At 40.1% G+C, this 17,751-nt stretch carries 10 protein-coding genes; 5 read left to right on the top strand and 5 right to left on the bottom strand.

Translation table 11 applies throughout. From position 1 onward, the window contains the following. Positions 1-84 precede the first annotated feature (84 nt). Positions 85-1,569 carry a DUF1846 domain-containing protein gene (locus tag HMPREF8571_RS04135; protein ID WP_000743593.1) on the top strand — a complete coding sequence of 495 codons (1,485 nt, stop codon included), beginning with the start codon at positions 85-87 and terminating at the stop codon, positions 1,567-1,569. A gap of 94 nt (positions 1,570-1,663) precedes the next feature. Next, on the top strand, positions 1,664-2,146 hold the full coding sequence (locus HMPREF8571_RS04130) for an S-ribosylhomocysteine lyase (RefSeq protein WP_000032557.1): 483 nt from the start codon (positions 1,664-1,666) through the stop codon (positions 2,144-2,146). Between the two features lie 54 nt (positions 2,147-2,200). On the opposite strand, the gene HMPREF8571_RS04125 is transcribed toward HMPREF8571_RS04130, so the two are convergent. From HMPREF8571_RS04125 to pflB, 3 genes are all read right to left on the bottom strand, one after another. Then, positions 2,201-4,306 (bottom strand): ATP-dependent Clp protease ATP-binding subunit, encoded by a 2,106-nt coding sequence (locus HMPREF8571_RS04125; protein ID WP_001063447.1) that lies wholly within the window; start codon positions 4,304-4,306, stop codon positions 2,201-2,203. 451 nt (positions 4,307-4,757) lie between these two features. Next, on the bottom strand, positions 4,758-9,164 hold the full coding sequence (locus tag HMPREF8571_RS04120) for a Spy0128 family protein (RefSeq protein ID WP_025168428.1): 4,407 nt from the start codon (positions 9,162-9,164) through the stop codon (positions 4,758-4,760). A gap of 320 nt (positions 9,165-9,484) precedes the next feature. Continuing rightward, the gene (gene pflB / locus HMPREF8571_RS04115; protein WP_000260647.1) at positions 9,485-11,800 is read right to left on the bottom strand and encodes a formate C-acetyltransferase; all 2,316 of its coding nucleotides are present in this window, start codon (positions 11,798-11,800) and stop codon (positions 9,485-9,487) included. 236 nt (positions 11,801-12,036) lie between these two features. Here pflB and dinB point away from each other — a divergent pair, with 236 nt between their 5' ends. The 3 genes from dinB to HMPREF8571_RS04105 all read left to right on the top strand — a co-directional run bounded on the left by dinB (position 12,037) and on the right by HMPREF8571_RS04105 (position 14,686). After that, entirely contained in the window at positions 12,037-13,098 is a 1,062-nt protein-coding gene (gene dinB, locus HMPREF8571_RS04110) for a DNA polymerase IV (RefSeq protein ID WP_000904540.1), read from the top strand. 532 nt (positions 13,099-13,630) lie between these two features. Then, the gene (locus HMPREF8571_RS0101850) at positions 13,631-13,954 is read left to right on the top strand and encodes a hypothetical protein (protein WP_000748279.1); all 324 of its coding nucleotides are present in this window, start codon (positions 13,631-13,633) and stop codon (positions 13,952-13,954) included. Positions 13,955-14,053: 99 nt separating this feature from the next. Further along, positions 14,054-14,686, top strand: coding sequence for a TetR/AcrR family transcriptional regulator (locus HMPREF8571_RS04105; RefSeq protein ID WP_000226067.1), 633 nt, complete (start codon positions 14,054-14,056; stop codon positions 14,684-14,686). Between the two features lie 156 nt (positions 14,687-14,842). On the opposite strand, the gene HMPREF8571_RS04100 is transcribed toward HMPREF8571_RS04105, so the two are convergent. After that, positions 14,843-15,688, bottom strand: a complete 846-nt coding sequence (locus HMPREF8571_RS04100) for an undecaprenyl-diphosphate phosphatase (protein ID WP_000273572.1) — start codon at positions 15,686-15,688, stop codon at positions 14,843-14,845. A 59-nt stretch (positions 15,689-15,747) separates the two neighbouring features. Continuing rightward, on the bottom strand, positions 15,748-17,643 hold the full coding sequence (locus tag HMPREF8571_RS04095) for a DUF2207 domain-containing protein (RefSeq protein WP_000747711.1): 1,896 nt from the start codon (positions 17,641-17,643) through the stop codon (positions 15,748-15,750). Positions 17,644-17,751: the final 108 nt, after the last annotated feature.

The raw sequence follows: 17,751 nt of genomic DNA, 5'->3' as shown, positions 1-17,751 counted from the left end.
TGCCTAATATTTTTGATTTCTTTTTTAGCTCCGTAGTTTCCTAACTCCCAATTTTTTTATATAATAGAGGTCAGAGGTAAAAAAATGAAAAAACAAGCTTTTAGTTCTGAACAATATTTAAATCTACAACGCGACCACATTTTGGAGCGCATTAACCAATTTGACGGCAAGCTTTACCTAGAGTTTGGCGGCAAAATGTTAGAAGATTTCCACGCTGCTCGTGTACTGCCTGGTTATGAACCTGACAACAAAATCAAGCTCTTGCAAGAGTTGAAGGAGCAAGTTGAGGTTGTGATTGCCATTAACGCTAGCAACATCGAACATTCCAAGGCACGTGGCGACCTAGGCATTTCTTATGACCAAGAAGTGCTTCGTTTGATTGACAAATTCAATGAGCTGGGGATCTTTGTCGGCTCTGTTGTCATCACACAATACGCAGGACAACCCGCTGCAGATGCCTTCCGCAACCAGTTAGATAAAAACGGGATTGATTCCTATCTTCATTATCCAATCAAAGGATACCCGACTGATATGGACCACATCATTTCTCCAGAAGGTATGGGCAAAAACGACTACATCAAAACCAGTCGCAACTTGATCGTCGTAACAGCTCCTGGACCTGGTTCTGGAAAATTGGCCACTTGTATGTCCAATATGTACCACGACCAACTCAATGGCATCAAGTCTGGTTACGCTAAGTTTGAAACCTTCCCAGTTTGGAACCTGCCCCTTCATCACCCAGTCAATTTGGCTTATGAAGCTGCCACCGCAGACCTTGACGATGTCAATATGATTGACCCTTTCCATCTCCAAACCTACGGAGAAACCACTGTCAATTACAACCGTGATATCGAAATTTTCCCAGTGCTCAAACGTATGTTGGAACGCATTCTCGGTGAATCTCCATACGCTTCACCAACAGACATGGGTGTCAACATGGTTGGCTTCGCTATTACAGATAATGAGGCTGCTGTCGAAGCTTCTAAACAAGAAATCATCCGTCGCTACTATCAAACTGTTCTTGATTTTAAAGCTGAAAAAGTCGGAGAAACTGCTGTCAAGAAGATTGAACTGCTCATGAACGACCTCGGTATCACACCTGCAGACCGTAAAGTTGCTGTTGCTGCACGCCAAAAAGCAGAAGAAACTGGTGGCCCTGCCCTAGCTCTCGAATTGCCAAATGGGGAAATCGTGACTGGTAAAAACTCTGAACTCTTTGGTCCTACAGCTGCCGCATTGATCAATGCCATCAAAAAATCAGCTAACATCGCTAAGGAAGTGAAACTAATCGAGCCTGAAGTCGTCAAACCAATTCAAGGTCTTAAAATCGATCATCTAGGTAGCCGTAATCCGCGGCTGCATTCAAATGAAATTTTGATTGCACTAGCCATCACAGCTATGGAAAATCCTGACGCTGCGCGTGCCATGAAGGAACTGGGTAATCTAAAAGGTAGCGAAGCCCACTCTACCATCATCCTGACTGATGAAGATAAGAATGTCCTTCGCAAACTAGGTATCAACGTAACCTTTGACCCATTCTATCAATACGATCGCTTGTATCGTAAGTAACGATTCGAACCTCTCCACCCTCGGAGAGGTTTTCTCTCTGTTTCAATAGCAGTCTTTATGATATAATGAAAGAAGAAAACTGAAAGGATTTACCATGTCAAAAGAAGTTATTGTTGAAAGTTTTGAACTTGACCACACCATTGTTAAAGCACCCTATGTCCGCTTGATTGGGGAAGAAACAGGGCCAAAGGGAGATGTCATCTCCAACTTTGATATTCGCTTGGTGCAACCAAATGAAGACTCTATCCCTACCGCTGGCCTTCACACCATCGAGCACCTCTTAGCCAAACTCATCCGTACCCGCATTGACGGCATGATTGACTGTTCACCATTTGGTTGCCGTACTGGTTTCCATATGATTATGTGGGGACGTCACACCAGTGCTGAGATTGCTGCTGTTATCAAAGATTCGCTCAAGGAAATCGCTGAGACCACTACTTGGGAAGATGTCCCTGGAACAACCATAGAATCTTGTGGAAACTACAAGGACCACAGCCTCTTTTCTGCTAAAGAATGGGCTAAACTCATCCTGGAACAAGGTATTTCAGATGATGCCTTTGAACGCCATGTCATCTAAACGCAAAAGAACCAGTTACAATAACTGGTTCTTTTTTATTCTCAAAATCTTGAGTTAGGCTTTTTCACGAATGACCAAAACGCCATCTTCCATATCTGCTTCCAAATGTTTGGCATCTAGATGATCCAAGTGGAAATCTGTTACCTTATCACGAATTTGTTGTTCAACCACACGACGGAGAGGACGAACACCCATGACTTCATCATAGCCTTCTTCTGTGATAAAGTCCTTAGCTGCTTGGCTGACTTCCAAATCAATGTCTTTCTTGGCCAAGGTTTGGTTGACCTCAGCCAACATCAAGTCCACAATCTTAGAAAGATCTTCCTTATTTAAGTGTGAGAACTCGATAACAGCGTTAAAGCGGTTGAGGAATTCTGGACGGAAGTATGGTTTCAAACGATCCATCAATTCTGGTTTATCCGCATCTTCTGTCAAGTTGGCTTCATAACCAAATCCAGCATTTGATGTCGCGATAATGACAGTGTTCTTGAAGTTCACTGTATTTCCTTGACCATCAGTCAAACGACCGTCATCCAAGACTTGGAGGAGAAGGGTGATTACTTGAGGATCAGCCTTTTCAATTTCGTCCAAGAGAATGATAGAGTATGGATTACGACGAACTCGTTCTGTCAAGGTATTGCTATTGTCATCATACCCCACATAACCGGCTGTTGTACCGATTAACTTAGAAACAGCTGTGCGGTCACTGTATTCAGACATATCCAAACGAATGATAGCATCCTTAGTTCCAAACATATCCAGTGCCAATTGCTTAGCGAGCTCGGTCTTACCAACCCCAGTTGGACCTACAAAGAGGAAGCTACCAATTGGGCGATTGCCTTCATCAAAACCAGCACGGTTACGACGGATAGCACGAGCCACTGCTTCTACTGCCTTATCTTGACCAATAACCTTGTGTTCCAAACGATGAGCCATATCCTTGAGACGCTCGATGTCTGACGCTCCCATTTGAGATACTGGAATACCTGTCATTCGTTCCACAGATTCGGCCACATCATTGACAGTGGCAGTCACTTTCATATCTTCTGTGTGGTTTTCGACTTTTTTCTCCAATTCTGCAATGCGAGTTTTAGCATTAAGAGCCGCTTCAAAATCTTCTGCCTCAACTGCTTTTTCTTGCTTGTCTTTTTCTGCCTCAATTTCCCGTTCAACAGCATGAACATCTGTTACTGGATGTTGAGCTGCCAAGTGAGCAGCCGTTACATCGACAAGGTCGATAGCCTTATCAGGCAAGCTACGTTGAGGAATGTATTGGATCGAATAATCCACTGCTGCTTTCAAGACTTCATCTGGCAAGATGACATTGTGGTGTTGTTGATAGAGGTCACGAATGCCTTGAAGGATTTTAAAGGTATCCTCTGCTGAAGGAGCATTGACCTTGACTTCGTTGAAACGACGAGCAAGAGCCGCATTCTTCAAAATCGTGTTACGGTATTCGTCCTGAGTTGTTGCCCCAATAACGGTCAACTCACCACGGGAGAGAGCTGGCTTGAGAATATCCGCAAGCCCTTTAGATCCACTATCTCCACCAGTGCTACCAGCACCGAGGATTTGGTGAATTTCATCAAAGAAGAGGATAATATTCCCTGCTTCTTTCACTTCGTTGACTAGATTTTGCACATTTTCTTCAAAGCTACCACGGTATTGAGTACCAGCCTCAAGACCTGAGATATCAATGGAAATGATTTCCTTGTTCTTAATAGCAGCTGGAACATCTCCGTTCACAATGGCTTGCGCTATACCTTCGACAACTGCTGTCTTACCAACACCTGCATCTCCGACCAGAACAGGATTGTTCTTGGTACGACGTGAGAGGATTTCAGAAGTTTCTTGAATTTCCTTGTTTCGACCGATAACAGGATCCAACTTGCCTTCACGAGCTTCCGCTGTCAAGTTACGACCTAGTTTAGCAAGGACACCGTCTTGTTTCATACCTGAAGCGTGTTGTTGCATTTGCGCATCAGATTCAGCATTTCCTGGTAATTTCCCAGTTGCACGATACTGAGCAAATTCCTCAGGTGTCACTTCGCGTCCATTAATCAAGTAGCGACGGTTTTCAGAACTGTACCCTCGCATACCACCCATCAATTGGTTAAATAAATCATCCATGTTGTTAAAGTTATTAAAGTTGTTGTTCATATTTTTTACCTCGTTTATTGTTTATTATTTGCAATCTCTGATATTGACTATCTTTGACCTTTATTTTAAAAATTTTAGACTAGCTAACTCGCTACTCTACGTATAATTTCTGGTTTTTCTTTCTTAAATAAGCCTTCTATAATCTTCTTTTCAAAGTCTGTTAGATTTAACATAGGCCTCACCCCTTTCTAGGGTATCTATCGTACATTTTCAAGAAATAGAATCATTGAAAATGAAGTTTTCTAAGGAATTCATTTTCCTTATGTTCCTACTATATCACATTGGTCAGTAAAAGTCAATAGTTTTTTGACCAAATTTGACTATTTTTTAAAAAATTTTTTGAAGTACAAAAAAGCCCCTAGAAAACGAATTTTCTAGAGACTTTCTCTATCAAGTCTAAGAGAGAAGTAGAATTCTCACTGACCAAGTTTCATGTTTCTTCTACAAAAGCTTAAGCTTTACGTTTTACGAAGAATACCAATCCACTCAATGCCAAGACTACAAATCCAATTGCTGAAAAGATAGAGGTTGCTTCACCTGTTTTTGGAAGTTCAGCTTTACCTTTAGTCTCCGTAGCTGGAGATGTTTGTTTTGGTTCCTCTTTTTGTCCCGGAACATTTGGTTTTGCTCCTGGTTTATTTGGATCCGGCGTTGGGTTTGGATTTGGTGTTGGGTTTGGATCTGGTGCTGGGTTTGGATCCGGTGTTGGTTTTGGATTTGGTGCTGGGTTTGGATCTGGCTGTGGTGTTGGAACAGTGTATTTATTTGTAAATACAACTGCTTTGCCATCCGCATACGAAACAGTCGCTGTCAAGAGACCTTGACCATCCGCAACTACAGTGACTGTTACAGTGTGCTCAGTCTTATCGTATTCAATACCCTCTTCAGTACCAACTTTTTCAACCAAGGTATAAGTGTAAGTACCTGCTTCTTCGAATGAACGAACAAAGGCCACTTTACCTTCAGCAGTATTCTTAGCTTCTGCCACAACGGCGCCTTTCTCTTTCAATTCGAAAGTATAAGCGTCTGCCGCAAGTTCTTTACCTTCAAGTTTCTTAGTTGCTTCAATCGTAGCTTCTACCGCTGGTGCTTTGAAGCTATTCTTGAAGACATTACCTGCTGGATATCCAACAGTTGCCTTCAAAGCGTTGGTTGCTGCATCTTTGGCTACTTTTACCTTTGCAGTCTTTTCTGTATCGTAAGTAATACCAGTTGCTCCGGCATTCACTTCTTTTACAGTATAAGTATACTCACCTTCTGCATCATAGTTGATTGCATTAAATGTTACTTTTCCACCTTGGTTTGTTTTTGTATCAATCTTTTGTCCATCTTTGTACAATTCAAATTGGAACTCACCATCAACCAAAGTACGACCAGTCAATTCTTTCGTAAACTCAAGTGTTGCTGATGTAGCTGTTGGAGCTGGTTCTTTATAAGTGTTAGTGAAGACACGTTCTGCATCTTCTACAGTCGCAACCAATTGACCTTGGCCGTTATCCACTACGTTCACTTTAACTGTGTAGGATTCTGTTGAGTATGTCACACCTGCTTCTGTTCCTGCTTTCTCAGTAATAGTGTAAGTGTGCTCTCCTGCTTCTGTGTAGTTGACGTTGAAGACAACTTCGCCTGAAGCAGCGTTCTTAGCTTCTGCTACAACTGCATCTTTTTCTTTCAATTTGAAAGTATAAGCATCAGCCACAAGCTCTTTACCATTCAAGACTTTCTTAGCTTTGATTGTCGCGCTTGTTGAAGCTGCTTTATAAGTGTTAGTGAAGACACGTTCTGCTTCATCTACAGTCGCAACCAATTGACCTTGACCGTTATCTGCTACAGTCACTTTAACTGTGTGATATTCTGTTGAGTATGTCACACCTGCTTCTGTTCCTGCTTTTTCAGTGATAGTGTAAGTGTGCTCTCCTGCTTCTGTGTAGTTGACGTTGAAGACAACTTCGCCTGAAGCAGCGTTCTTAGCTTCTGCTACAACTGCATCTTTTTCTTTCAATTCGAAAGTATAAGCATCAGCCACAAGCTCTTTACCATTCAAGACTTTCTTAGCTTTGATTGTCGCGCTTGTTGAAGCTGCTTTATAAGTGTTAGTGAAGACACGTTCTGCTTCATCTACAGTCGCAACCAATTGACCTTGACCGTTATCTGCTACAGTCACTTTAACTGTGTGAGATTCTGTTGAGTATGTCACACCTGCTTCTGTTCCTGCTTTTTCAGTGATAGTGTAAGTGTGCTCGCCTGCTTCTGTGTAGTTGACGTTGAAGACAACTTCGCCTGAAGCAGCGTTCTTAGCTTCTGCTACAACTGCATCTTTTTCTTTCAATTCGAAAGTATAAGCATCAGCCACAAGCTCTTTACCATTCAAGACTTTCTTAGCTTTGATTGTCGCGCTTGTTGAAGCGGCTTTATAAGTGTTAGTGAAGACACGTTCTGCAGTCGGATTTTCTACAGTCGCAACCAATTGACCTTGACCGTTATCTACTACATTCACTTTAACTGTGTAAGATTCAGTTGAGTAAGTCACACCTGACTCTGTTCCTGCTTTTTCAGTGATAGTGTAAGTGTGCTCGCCCGCTTCTGTGTAGTTGACGTTGAAGACAACTTCGCCTGAAGCAGCGTTCTTAGCAGTAGCTACAACTTTACCTGTATCTTTTTCTTTCAATTCGAAAGTATAAGCATCAGCTACAAGTTCTTTACCTGTAATCATCTTAGTTGCTTTGATTGTCGCATCTGTTGAAGCGGCTTTATAAGTGTTAGTGAAGACACGTTCTGTTTCATCTACAGTCGCAACCAATTGACCTTGACCGTTATCTACTACATTCACTTTAACTGTGTAAGATTCAGTTGAGTAAGTCACACCTGACTCTGTTCCTGCTTTTTCAGTGATAGTGTAAGTGTGCTCTCCTGCCTCTGTGTAGTTGACGTTGAAGACAACTTCGCCTGAAGCAGTATTCTTAGCCGTAGCTACAACTTCATCTTTATCTTTTTCTTTCAATTCGAAAGTGTAAGCGTCAGCTACAAGCTCTTTACCATTCAAGACTTTCTTAGCTTTGATTGTAGCGCTTGTTGATGTTGCTTTATAAGTGTTAGTGAAAGTTGGTTCTGCTGAAGTAACAGAAGCTTTCAATACGCCACCTTGGAATGTTGCTGTTACAGTAACTTCCTTGCCTTCCTCATCAAATGTGATACCATCGATTGCTTTTGAAGTATCTTCTTTGATGATGTAGTGATAAGTTCCTACACCTTTCAACTCGATATTCTCAAAGGTAATCGTTCCGTCAGCTTTTGATTTCGCTGTAGCTACTGGAGTCTTCAAGTTCTCTGCTGTGTATAGGTTGAAAGTAAACTCATCTGCTTTAGGAAGTTTATCTGTACGACCTTCTACCACTTTCTTAGCAGTCACATTGAATACAGCTGGAACTGGTTCATCTTTAAGATTAATAGTAGAACCTGCTGCTCCGAGTTTAACTGTATACTCTTTCTCATCTAGCTTATAGCCAGCTGGAGCTGTCTTCTCTTTAATCTTGAAAGTTTTACCTTTCCATTTCTGATCATAAGTTCTAGTCAGTGCTACTCCTTTTTCATTTGTAGTCACTTCTGTTGTTTCACTTGCATCATCTGCTGCCGTTACAGTATAAACTGCTCCTTGAACAGGTTCAAGAGTGAAGGCATCAGTCTTACGGATCTTAATTTGGTAAGCTGTAGAAGCCACGATAGTCCCTGAAATCAAGGAAGTCGCTTCTGCTTTCATGCTAAGAGCTCCTGGACGACTTGTATTTTGAGCCAGTTTTGTTCCGTCTGCTAGAGACAAGGCGGCGATATTTGCTACTTTAGTACCATTATTTGGAGTTGTTGTATTATAAGTAACAAAGTAAGATGTCGTTCCATCTTTAAAGGTTATATCGAATGAAGTATAGTTTTCATTCCAAGCAACAGTATATTCTTTCCCCTCAGATAATAATACAGCATCATCAGGAACAGCGGACGTTCCACCTGTAATATCCGCCCTGTAAACTCTCAAAGTTTCTGGTATGTATTGAGCAGGAGTATAGGATGTATCGTCGTTTGGAATCGTATCGTGTAGTACAATGTTTTGTCCAAAATCTTGTTTTTCCGTATTCACACGTACACGCCAGTTTGAAACAGCATCTCCTTTGCTAACTGATCCAATAGCTGCTAATTTTTCAGAAGTCCAATTGTCACGTGATGCTTGACCCCCTGCCTTTGCATAGTTCTCAGTCCCAACTTTAGGACCTGAAATCGTTTTCGAACTATAAACATGTTTAATTTCTTGCTTCATTGAAGAAGAATTAAAATTAATTAGAGTCTTATTCTGATCCTTTAAGAATCTAAATGATGCAGAAAAGTTACCAGATACATCCTTTACTGTGTCTCCTTCAGTTTTAGCCAAGTATTTATCCAGGTTCTTCAAGGTTATCTTTGCCTTGCCACCTTGGTCATTACCATTTGATGTGACTACTACATCACCAATAGCTACTTGAGTAGCCGGATCAATCAACTCCTGATTACCATTATAAACCGTCATGGGAGCCGGAATATCAAAAGTAAAATAATCCCCGTTATTCAAGTTCTCATTGTACTGCTTGAGATCGAAGGTCACGCGAAGCTTATATGCTAAATTCGTACGAAGCGAGAAATCTCCTTCCGAAGTCACATTCTGCTTAGTATCTGATGCATCTAACAGATCAATACCTGTAATCACTTGTGTCAATTCTTTTGAGACCGGATTATCTGCCCTAACAACGCCTATCAAAACAGAAGCTAGACCTAAAATAGCAAAAGCTAACGCAGAAAATTTAGATAGCATTCTTGACGTTTTGCTTGTCGACATCTCTTTCCCTCTTTTCTATATGAAATTTCTAATTTTAATCCCCCTGTGAGATTAAAACATGCCATTCTGACAATCTCTATCACTAATTAGAGTTTATCTAATATATTATAACATCTCAATACAATCTATTCAAGTATATTAACTTAAAAATACATGTATTTGCATCATTCTATAACCTAGCCATTCAATTTTGAGCTATTTATATCGGAGAACTAATATGAATAGCTTAATATATGTTATATCTGTAATTAGGTCAATCTTTGATATTATAGTAAAAAGCCAGTCATTTTGACTGGCTTTCTTATTATTCTAATTGAATCTTAGCTCAATGCATCATCCATTGAAAGAACTTCGTGGAAGACACGTTGTGTCAATTCAGTTTTTTGTTCTGGAGTGAGGTATTTAGTGTTTACACAGTATCCAGAGATACGTACGATAACGTCTTCACCTGACATGATCTTTTCGTAAACATCGTTCAAGTCCATAACGTTCAAGTTAACGTGTTGTCCACCGTTTTCGAAGTAACCATCAAGGATTGTTACCAAGTTATCCACTTGTTCGTCACGAGTCTTACCAAGAGCACGAGGTGAAACTTGAGTTGTCAATGAAATACCGTCAGCTGCGTAACCAAAGTCAAGGCTAGCAAGTGAGTTCAAGTTTTGCAACCATCCACCTTTAGCTTTGTTAGATGGGTTAGCACCTGGTGAGAAGAATTCAAGTTTAGACAAGTTCACAGAACCATCTTCGTTGAGGTATACACCTTTGTGGACTGGTGAGTTACCAGTTTGTTTAGAGTAAGCAACGTTAGATGTGATAGTCAAGAGTGATACTGTAGCTTCAGCGTCTTTGTAAAGCTTGTGGCTACGTAGACGAGTTGTGTAAGCTTCGATCAACCATTCTGCCAATTCGTTTGAACGTGGGTCATCTTCACCCCAACGTGGGTATTCACCGATTGTTTCATAATCGTAGATGTAGCCATTTTCGTCACGGATTGGTTTAACTGTAGCGTACTTGATAGCTGACAATGTATCAACTGTGTTAGCAAATCCACAGATACCGAATCCCATGTTAGCGCGTTGTTTAGTTGGCAAGAAGGCCATTTGAACAGCTTCATAGTTGTACTTGTCAGTCATGTAGTGGATGATGTTCAAAGCGTCTACGTAAGTGTCAGTCAACCAGTCAAGAGATTTTTCGAAGTTGGCTTTAACTGATTCGAATTCAAGAACTTCGTCACGGATAGGATCGATGTCAAATACCTTGTAGTCTTTGTGAACATCGTCGTAACCACCGTTCAAACCAGTAAGAAGGGCTTTAAGAACGTTTACACGAGCACCGAAGTACTGGATATTGTGACGTTGATCTTCGTTTTCTGGGTCAAGTGGAGATACACAACATGAGATACAGCTCATTTCACCGTATCCGTCTTTAGCCATTGTTGTTACACCTTCGTATTGGATAGAAGAGTGTTTGTGGCTCATGTGCATACAGTAGCGACGGAAGTTGTATGGCAATTTGTCAGTCCAAAGAACTGTCAAGTTTGGTTCTGGTGAGTTACCGATGTTGTCAAGAGTGTTCAAGAAACGGTAGTCCATCTTAGTAACACGATGACGACCGTCGTTACCCATACCAGCCATAGAAGTTGTGATGAAGGTTGGGTCACCTGAGTACAATTGGTCATAAGCTTTTGTACGAGCAAATTTAACTGTACGAAGTTTCATAACGAAATCATCAACGAACTCTTGAATTTCTGATTCAGTAAATGTACCACGAGCAAGGTCACGTTCTGCAAAGATGTCCAATACGATTGGCACACGACCTAGAGATGTAGCGGCACCATTAATCACACGGCAGACAGCCATGAAAGCGATATTAACCCATTGGATTGCTTCTTTCACGTTCATCGCTGGTTTGCGAACATCAACCCCGTAAAGGTCACCCAAGCGAACAACTTGTTGCAATGCTTGGTATTGAAGGTTGATTTCTTCACGAAGACGGATTGTTTCTTCATCGATTTCTTCGATTGAGTTCCAATCGTTTACTTTTTCTTGCATCAAGTAGTCTGCACCATAAAGAGCAAGACGTGCGTAAACACCGATGATACGTCCACGTGAGTATGCATCTGGAAGACCAGTTACAGTGTGAGCGTGGCGAGCACGACGGATGTTTGAAGTGTAGGCACGGAAGATACCGTCGTTAACTGTTGTTACATATTTAGTGAAGATTTCGTGAACAGCTGGATCTGGTTCGTATCCATTTTCTTTCAAAGTAGTTTCAGCCATACGGATACCACCTCTTGGCATGAAGTTCAATTTGAAGAGTTCATCGTTTTGGATACCGAAGATAACTTCGTTTTCTTTGTCGATAAATCCAGCAGGAATATCAGCAATAGATGTTGGACGAGTGTCCATTGGGAAACGAGTTTCTTCGTAGTGAGCCTTAGTTTCTTCTACAATCTTTTTGATGTGAAGTGAACGTTCTGTTGGTCCAGCAAGGAAGCTTTCATCACCATCATAAGGTGTGTAGTTAGCTTGAACGAAGCGAGAAACGCTTGCTTTTTCTTTCCAATCTACGCCTTTGAAGCCTTCCCAAGCTTTATCAAAAATGTCTTGTGCTTCAACAACTGTCTTAACAACCATGTTAATGTCCTCATTTTTCTTTCTAGTAACAGCCATCTGTTACATTCATGAGTCAAGTATACCATACAGTAACCGATTTCAACAAGCGAAATCAGGCTTTTATGTTACTTTCTTTTCTAATACAGTCTATTTTTAGACACAATCTGTATTATATTTTTGAAAGTAGGATTACTCTTTTCCATTTTTTCAGAAAAAAAGGTATAATGAATAGAAAATGACGCTAGAAAGGAGCAGAAATGCTCATATTTCCATTGATCAATGATCTGTCAAGAAAAATCATCCATATCGACATGGATGCCTTTTTTGCTGCGGTGGAAATACGAGACAATCCTAAATTAAAAGGAAAACCTGTCATCATTGGAAGTGACCCTAGACAAACTGGCGGACGAGGAGTTGTTTCTACTTGTAGCTACGAAGCACGAGCCTTTGGTATTCACTCTGCCATGAGTTCTAAAGAAGCTTATGAGCGTTGTCCCCAAGCCGTCTTTATCTCCGGGAATTATGAAAAGTATAAGGCAGTTGGACTTGAGATTCGAGCTATTTTTAAACGGTACACTGATTTGATTGAACCCATGAGTATTGACGAAGCCTACTTGGATGTGACAGAAAATAAACTCGGTATCAAGTCAGCAGTTAAAATAGCTCGCCTCATCCAACAAGATATCTGGCAGGAACTGCACCTGACTGCTTCTGCTGGCGTTTCCTACAATAAATTTCTAGCTAAAATGGCTAGTGATTATCAAAAGCCACATGGTTTGACAGTGATTTTACCTGACCAAGCCCAAGAATTTCTCAAACAAATGGATATTGCTAAATTTCATGGTGTAGGTAAGAAAACAGTAGAAAAGCTTCATGAAATGGGCATTTATACTGGTGCAGACTTATTGGACGTTTCAGAAGTTACTTTAATCGATCGCTTTGGCAGACTCGGTTTTGATCTTTATCGAAAGGCTCGTGGTATTCACAATTCTCCAGTCAAGTCCGATCGCATCCGCAAATCAATCGGCAAGGAGAAAACCTATGGTAAGATTCTCCAGGATGAAGAAGATATCAAAAAAGAGCTGACTCTTCTCTCTGAAAAAGTAGCTCACAATCTCAGCAAGCAGGACAAAGCTGGAAAAATCATTATCCTAAAGATTCGTTACACCGACTTCTCCACTCTGACTAGACGAAAAAGCCTTTCACAAGCAACACAGGACGCTAGTCAGATTTCTCAAACTGCCCTTCAACTCTACGAAGAGCTAGCTGAAAAAGAAAAAGGTATCCGTTTACTAGGAATTACAGTTACAGGATTTTAAATCCTTGAGGGGATTCATTGGTTTAAATCAAATGAGGTTGGAACAAAAGTGTTTCAGCCTCATTCTGTTTTAAAAATAATTCTTAGATCGTGACAGCTAACCACTAAAACAGTCAGAGGTAATACCTTAAATTACTGACCAACATGCAGCAGGCTGTATCAGTATTATTCCCCTTTTAGACTCTAATAATTCCTAATTCAAGAAAACCTCTTCCTCTTACTCCCTCTCTCTTTTATTAGAAAACTGAATGCTTTAAGGAGTTATAGTTTAGTTTGATGTCCTACCGCATTTGTCCAAGGATATATACTTGGACTACAATATTATTTGACAATTTATTAATGAAAAGGAACAGTTGGTTTTAATTAAGTATTAACTCTAACACTTAAAACTAAAAATGTGAGATAGATTTCAAATAGCTCCTAGTTAAAAAACTTTTTCTCATAAGTGTTAGGTGTTGACACCTTCATTTTTATTTGTTAAACTAGAAAATATAAAAGTACCGACCGGTCGGTTTTCAAAGAAAGGAATTAACATGAAAAAATCTATCCTAGAAAAAACAATCGATTCTATTGAAAAACAAAATCAACGAGTACGTCATCAACAAATACGTCATCACGAAACCATTCAAAAGCAAATAAAACTGCAAAAAAAACGGTTTGATCGATTATCACAAGGAGAGAGTGGTATCCGACATTCTCGTTTGGGAGTGAAATGTGGGTATGCTACAATCACTGGTGGGCTCATCACTACTTTGTTTAGTCCTTGGAATGGTTTAGGAATAATGACCATCGGTGGGATTACAGTCCTCTCAAACTTGTATCACATCAAACGTATAGAAGCAAAATTAAAAAAGTAGAGTGGTTTTCTTAAGAAGGAGGCTTGTTAGACGCTCAAATATTACCTTTTCTTCTTTTTTTGATAAAATAAATCTAATATAACAGAGAGAAGGAACCCAATGGTCGCAAAAACAGAAAAATCTCAAGCAATGATTGAAAAAATTTTATCAACAGCTTCACAGCTTTTTATTCACAACGGCTATGAAAAAACAAGTGTACAAAACATAGCGCAAACAGCTAGTATTTCAAAAGGAGCCATTTATCACCATTTTCAATCAAAAGATGAAATTCTTTTTGCAGTTTTAAAACAGCGTTATCAATTGATGGAAAAGGAATTGCTAGACTGGCTTGAATCCACCAGTCATTTAACTGGAAGAGAACAGCTCAAAGAAATCTTTCAGTTTTGTTTAAAAAGTCAGAAAACTAACTACGAAATGTTGAATCACGCGCCTCTTGATGCAGAGTTCATGCTGACTATTATCCGTTACAATCTGCGTATAGGAACTCCCCTTATTGCAGATATTATAAAAAAAGGAATAGAAGATCAGTCCATTCAACCCATCCCCTTCCCTAATGAAGCGGCCGAGACAATCTTGCTTTTGACTAACTTTTGGGTAGAAGGAAGTATTTTTGAAAATTCTTCCGAAAAAATTGTCGATCGGATCTATTTTTTACAATTTATGCTTCAATCTATCGGCTTAGATATTTGTGATGAATCTTTGATCCAAGAAATTTTAAGTCAATCAAATTAAATACAATCTTTTCGTTTACTTTTAAAACCGTAGACAAACGTCGGGCAAGGCGACATAATAAGGTAATATAAAATAAACTAAACGATTATAAAAAATAGGATAGTTCCCCAAATGTTTTTTTTTGGGCGAACTATCCTATTTTATTCTATTTTCAACTTATACAAACAAACGCACAAAACTATAGAGCAACAAGACACTACCTAGTACGATACGGTATTTCCCAAAGAGTGTAAAGTCGTGTTTCTTCACATAGCTTGTCAAGAAACGAATAGCAACCATGCTGACCGCAAAGGCTACTCCCATGGCTACAAGAAGCAAGAATAGTTGACCAAAACTCAAAAGTTGACCTGCTTTAATAAATTTGAAAATCTTTAAAGCACTGGCTCCGAACATAACAGGAATTCCGAGATAGAAGGTAAACTCTGTTACGACAGAGCGACTTGTTCCATTCAACAACCCACCGACGATAGTGGCACCTGAACGACTTGTTCCTGGAAAGAGAGCGAGGACTTGGAAGAGTCCAATGTAAAGGGCTGTTTTATAAGGCAACTTATCTAGCTCTGTTACTGTTGGTTCAATAGCTTGGGCCTTATTTCGTTTTTCGAGATAGATAAAGGCAACTCCATAGATAATCAACATGATCGCAACCGAAACCATGTTATGGAAGTTGGCATCAAACCAATCATCTAATTTAAAGACCAATAGCAAAGGTAAGGTCGCAACCAAGACTTTTGACCACAACTGCCAAGTTCTACGAACTTCTACCTTAGTTTTACCAGGTTTGAAGGGATTGAGCTTATTAAAGTAAATGACCATAACTGCTAAAATGGCACCAAGCTGAATGACAACATTAAACATGGACATGAAGGCTTCATTTTGGTCCTTGTATTGTACAAATTCTTCAACCAAGATCAAGTGGCCAGTACTTGAAATGGGCAACCATTCTGTAATTCCTTCAACAATCCCAAAAAAGATTGACTTCAAAATTTCAATAAAATACATACATTACTCCTTTTTCTGTTCTCTATTATAGCATAATTTCGGATGTTGCGATAGATTTTTTAGAAGGCGCCGATGCTACCACCGCCTCCGCCTCCTGAGAATCCTCCACCTGAAGAACCACTTCCAGAAGATACAGAGTAATTGCTAGCTGTATTCGCGACAGCAGTATATTGCTTGATTTGTGCAGTTGAGGTGTAGAACTGTGAGTGCCAACCATAGGCTACATAAAGATTCAAATCTGGATTTTCAAGCTGAATATGGCGAACTTTCATTAACTTACTCACCTTCTTAGCATAACCAAAGAGAGTCGCATAGACCAATAGACGGTTCCAAAGGACGATACTCTCTAGCTCGGCCTGATCCAGATGAGCGATGTCGCGAAGCATATTTTCAAAACTCGTCCAGAGATAGAAGATTTCTGCTCCTTCCTCTGTTAGAACTCCATCGCGATAGGCTCCTCGCGTGGAAAGGTAAACCCAGAAACTAGCCCCTAATCCTGTCAATCCTAAGAGTAGAAATGGGATCGAAAAGAAACCATGTGTTTGCCAGCTATAGTAAAAGAATAGCAGTCCACCTAGAGCTGTTATGGCTGAACAAACTCGCATCCCGAGAGCAAGGCGGCGTTCCTCGCTTGTCAAGGGACGATAGTAGCTTGGGATACGAAGTACATGGACCTTATCTTTGACACAAGACTGAATGCGTTGAAGTCTTCCTTCAAAGGAGCGTTTGAGACGCGAGCCTGTTTCTCGGATATGTTTTTCATCTGACTCTTTGGCACCACGGTAAAGGGAAGAGGAGACTTGGTAATCAGGGAATAGCTCTGAAATAGCCAATTCTTTCTTATTTGACAAAGTCATGCGCAGACATTCCTTCTCAAAATTGGACAAACCCTTTTCACTGATAATGCGCACATAAGGTTCCTCATCCCCTTGGAAAATAGATAAATGGCCTCGATCTACTAAATCCAACAAGGTTGCCTGAATCAAACGTTCAAAAGTAAATTTGCCAAAACCCGATTTGTTTAGGGGATTGACTTCCTCTAAGGAAGTTGAATACACTGCTTCTGCTAGAACCATTGGAGGCAAATCCATCGGCGGTTCATAAAGCCTGTGGTCTTTTGGAAAGACCTTTTTAATGGTTGTACTCTGACGAAACATTCTATAAAAGATCGGAATTGGAAGTAAGAGACTCATAAAAATGACCGGGAAGACCCATTTCATCATAATCTCACTTTGCGCTTTTTCTGTCGCTATATTGCTTTCAATCCGGTTAAAATCCGTTAAACGTTCTTCCTCTAATCCTTGATCTGGAGCTCCTGCAAAAGCACTTCTCGGCCAGTAAGCATGTAATTCGATCTGTCGCTTTCTAGGAAGGTCTTTCATTTTGATATGATAGAGATTATTAACTTTTTCAACACTAGAGTCCCTTAGGAGTTGTCCTGCATGAAAATAGAGTTTCTCCGCTGGATGGTCCGAGCTGACCTTGAACTCAATCTCTTTGATGTCTCCAGTACTATCTGTCAAGGGTTGCCAATTTAGTTCTGCGATATCCTTATATAAGAAGAGAAGGTTTGATAGTTTCCAGGTAACCGTCACCCGAACAGTATCTCCAGCATATCCAGCATTATAAATTTTTACCTTGTAGCCGTCCTCTTCCTCCATAGTATAGTAGGAAATATTTTGCACAATTTTTCCATTTTTAGAGACCTGAACGGTCGGGTCAGGATCAATAGCAAATCCTTCTGGCATTTTCCCAGCTTTGCCGAGTCCAACTAACTGACCATTATAATCATCACCAAAGCGGTAGGTGATTGTTTCCTTAAAAATTGCAGTATTATCTGCATGAATATTCAAATCACCTTGATAGGATAAGACATCAAAGTCTACCGCAAAAACCAAGCTCGGGATAAATAATAAACAAGTAAGTAGCAGAGTCAGTAGCCATCTTTTCTTCATAACAATTTCCCTTTCAATCTTTTCCCTATTATATCATTTTTTATAAGTAAAGGCTTACTTGTATTGAAAATCTCACTATTTTTAGATACAATAGAGAGAAGTCATTTT

Origin of the sequence: Streptococcus mitis ATCC 6249 (genome assembly GCF_000146585.1) — a bacterium.
GTDB classification, from domain to species: domain Bacteria; phylum Bacillota; class Bacilli; order Lactobacillales; family Streptococcaceae; genus Streptococcus; species Streptococcus mitis_AZ.
This window is presented reverse-complemented; position numbering and strand designations above follow the sequence as displayed.

Coding starts and splice junctions, on each gene's coding strand:
- HMPREF8571_RS04135 (WP_000743593.1), top strand. CDS start 85: ATGAAAAAACAAGCTTTTAGTTCTGAACAATATTTAAATCTACAACGC.
- HMPREF8571_RS04130 (WP_000032557.1), top strand. CDS start 1,664: ATGTCAAAAGAAGTTATTGTTGAAAGTTTTGAACTTGACCACACCATT.
- HMPREF8571_RS04125 (WP_001063447.1), bottom strand. CDS start 4,306: ATGAACAACAACTTTAATAACTTTAACAACATGGATGATTTATTTAAC.
- HMPREF8571_RS04120 (WP_025168428.1), bottom strand. CDS start 9,164: ATGTCGACAAGCAAAACGTCAAGAATGCTATCTAAATTTTCTGCGTTA.
- pflB (WP_000260647.1), bottom strand. CDS start 11,800: ATGGTTGTTAAGACAGTTGTTGAAGCACAAGACATTTTTGATAAAGCT.
- dinB (WP_000904540.1), top strand. CDS start 12,037: ATGCTCATATTTCCATTGATCAATGATCTGTCAAGAAAAATCATCCAT.
- HMPREF8571_RS0101850 (WP_000748279.1), top strand. CDS start 13,631: ATGAAAAAATCTATCCTAGAAAAAACAATCGATTCTATTGAAAAACAA.
- HMPREF8571_RS04105 (WP_000226067.1), top strand. CDS start 14,054: ATGGTCGCAAAAACAGAAAAATCTCAAGCAATGATTGAAAAAATTTTA.
- HMPREF8571_RS04100 (WP_000273572.1), bottom strand. CDS start 15,688: ATGTATTTTATTGAAATTTTGAAGTCAATCTTTTTTGGGATTGTTGAA.
- HMPREF8571_RS04095 (WP_000747711.1), bottom strand. CDS start 17,643: ATGAAGAAAAGATGGCTACTGACTCTGCTACTTACTTGTTTATTATTT.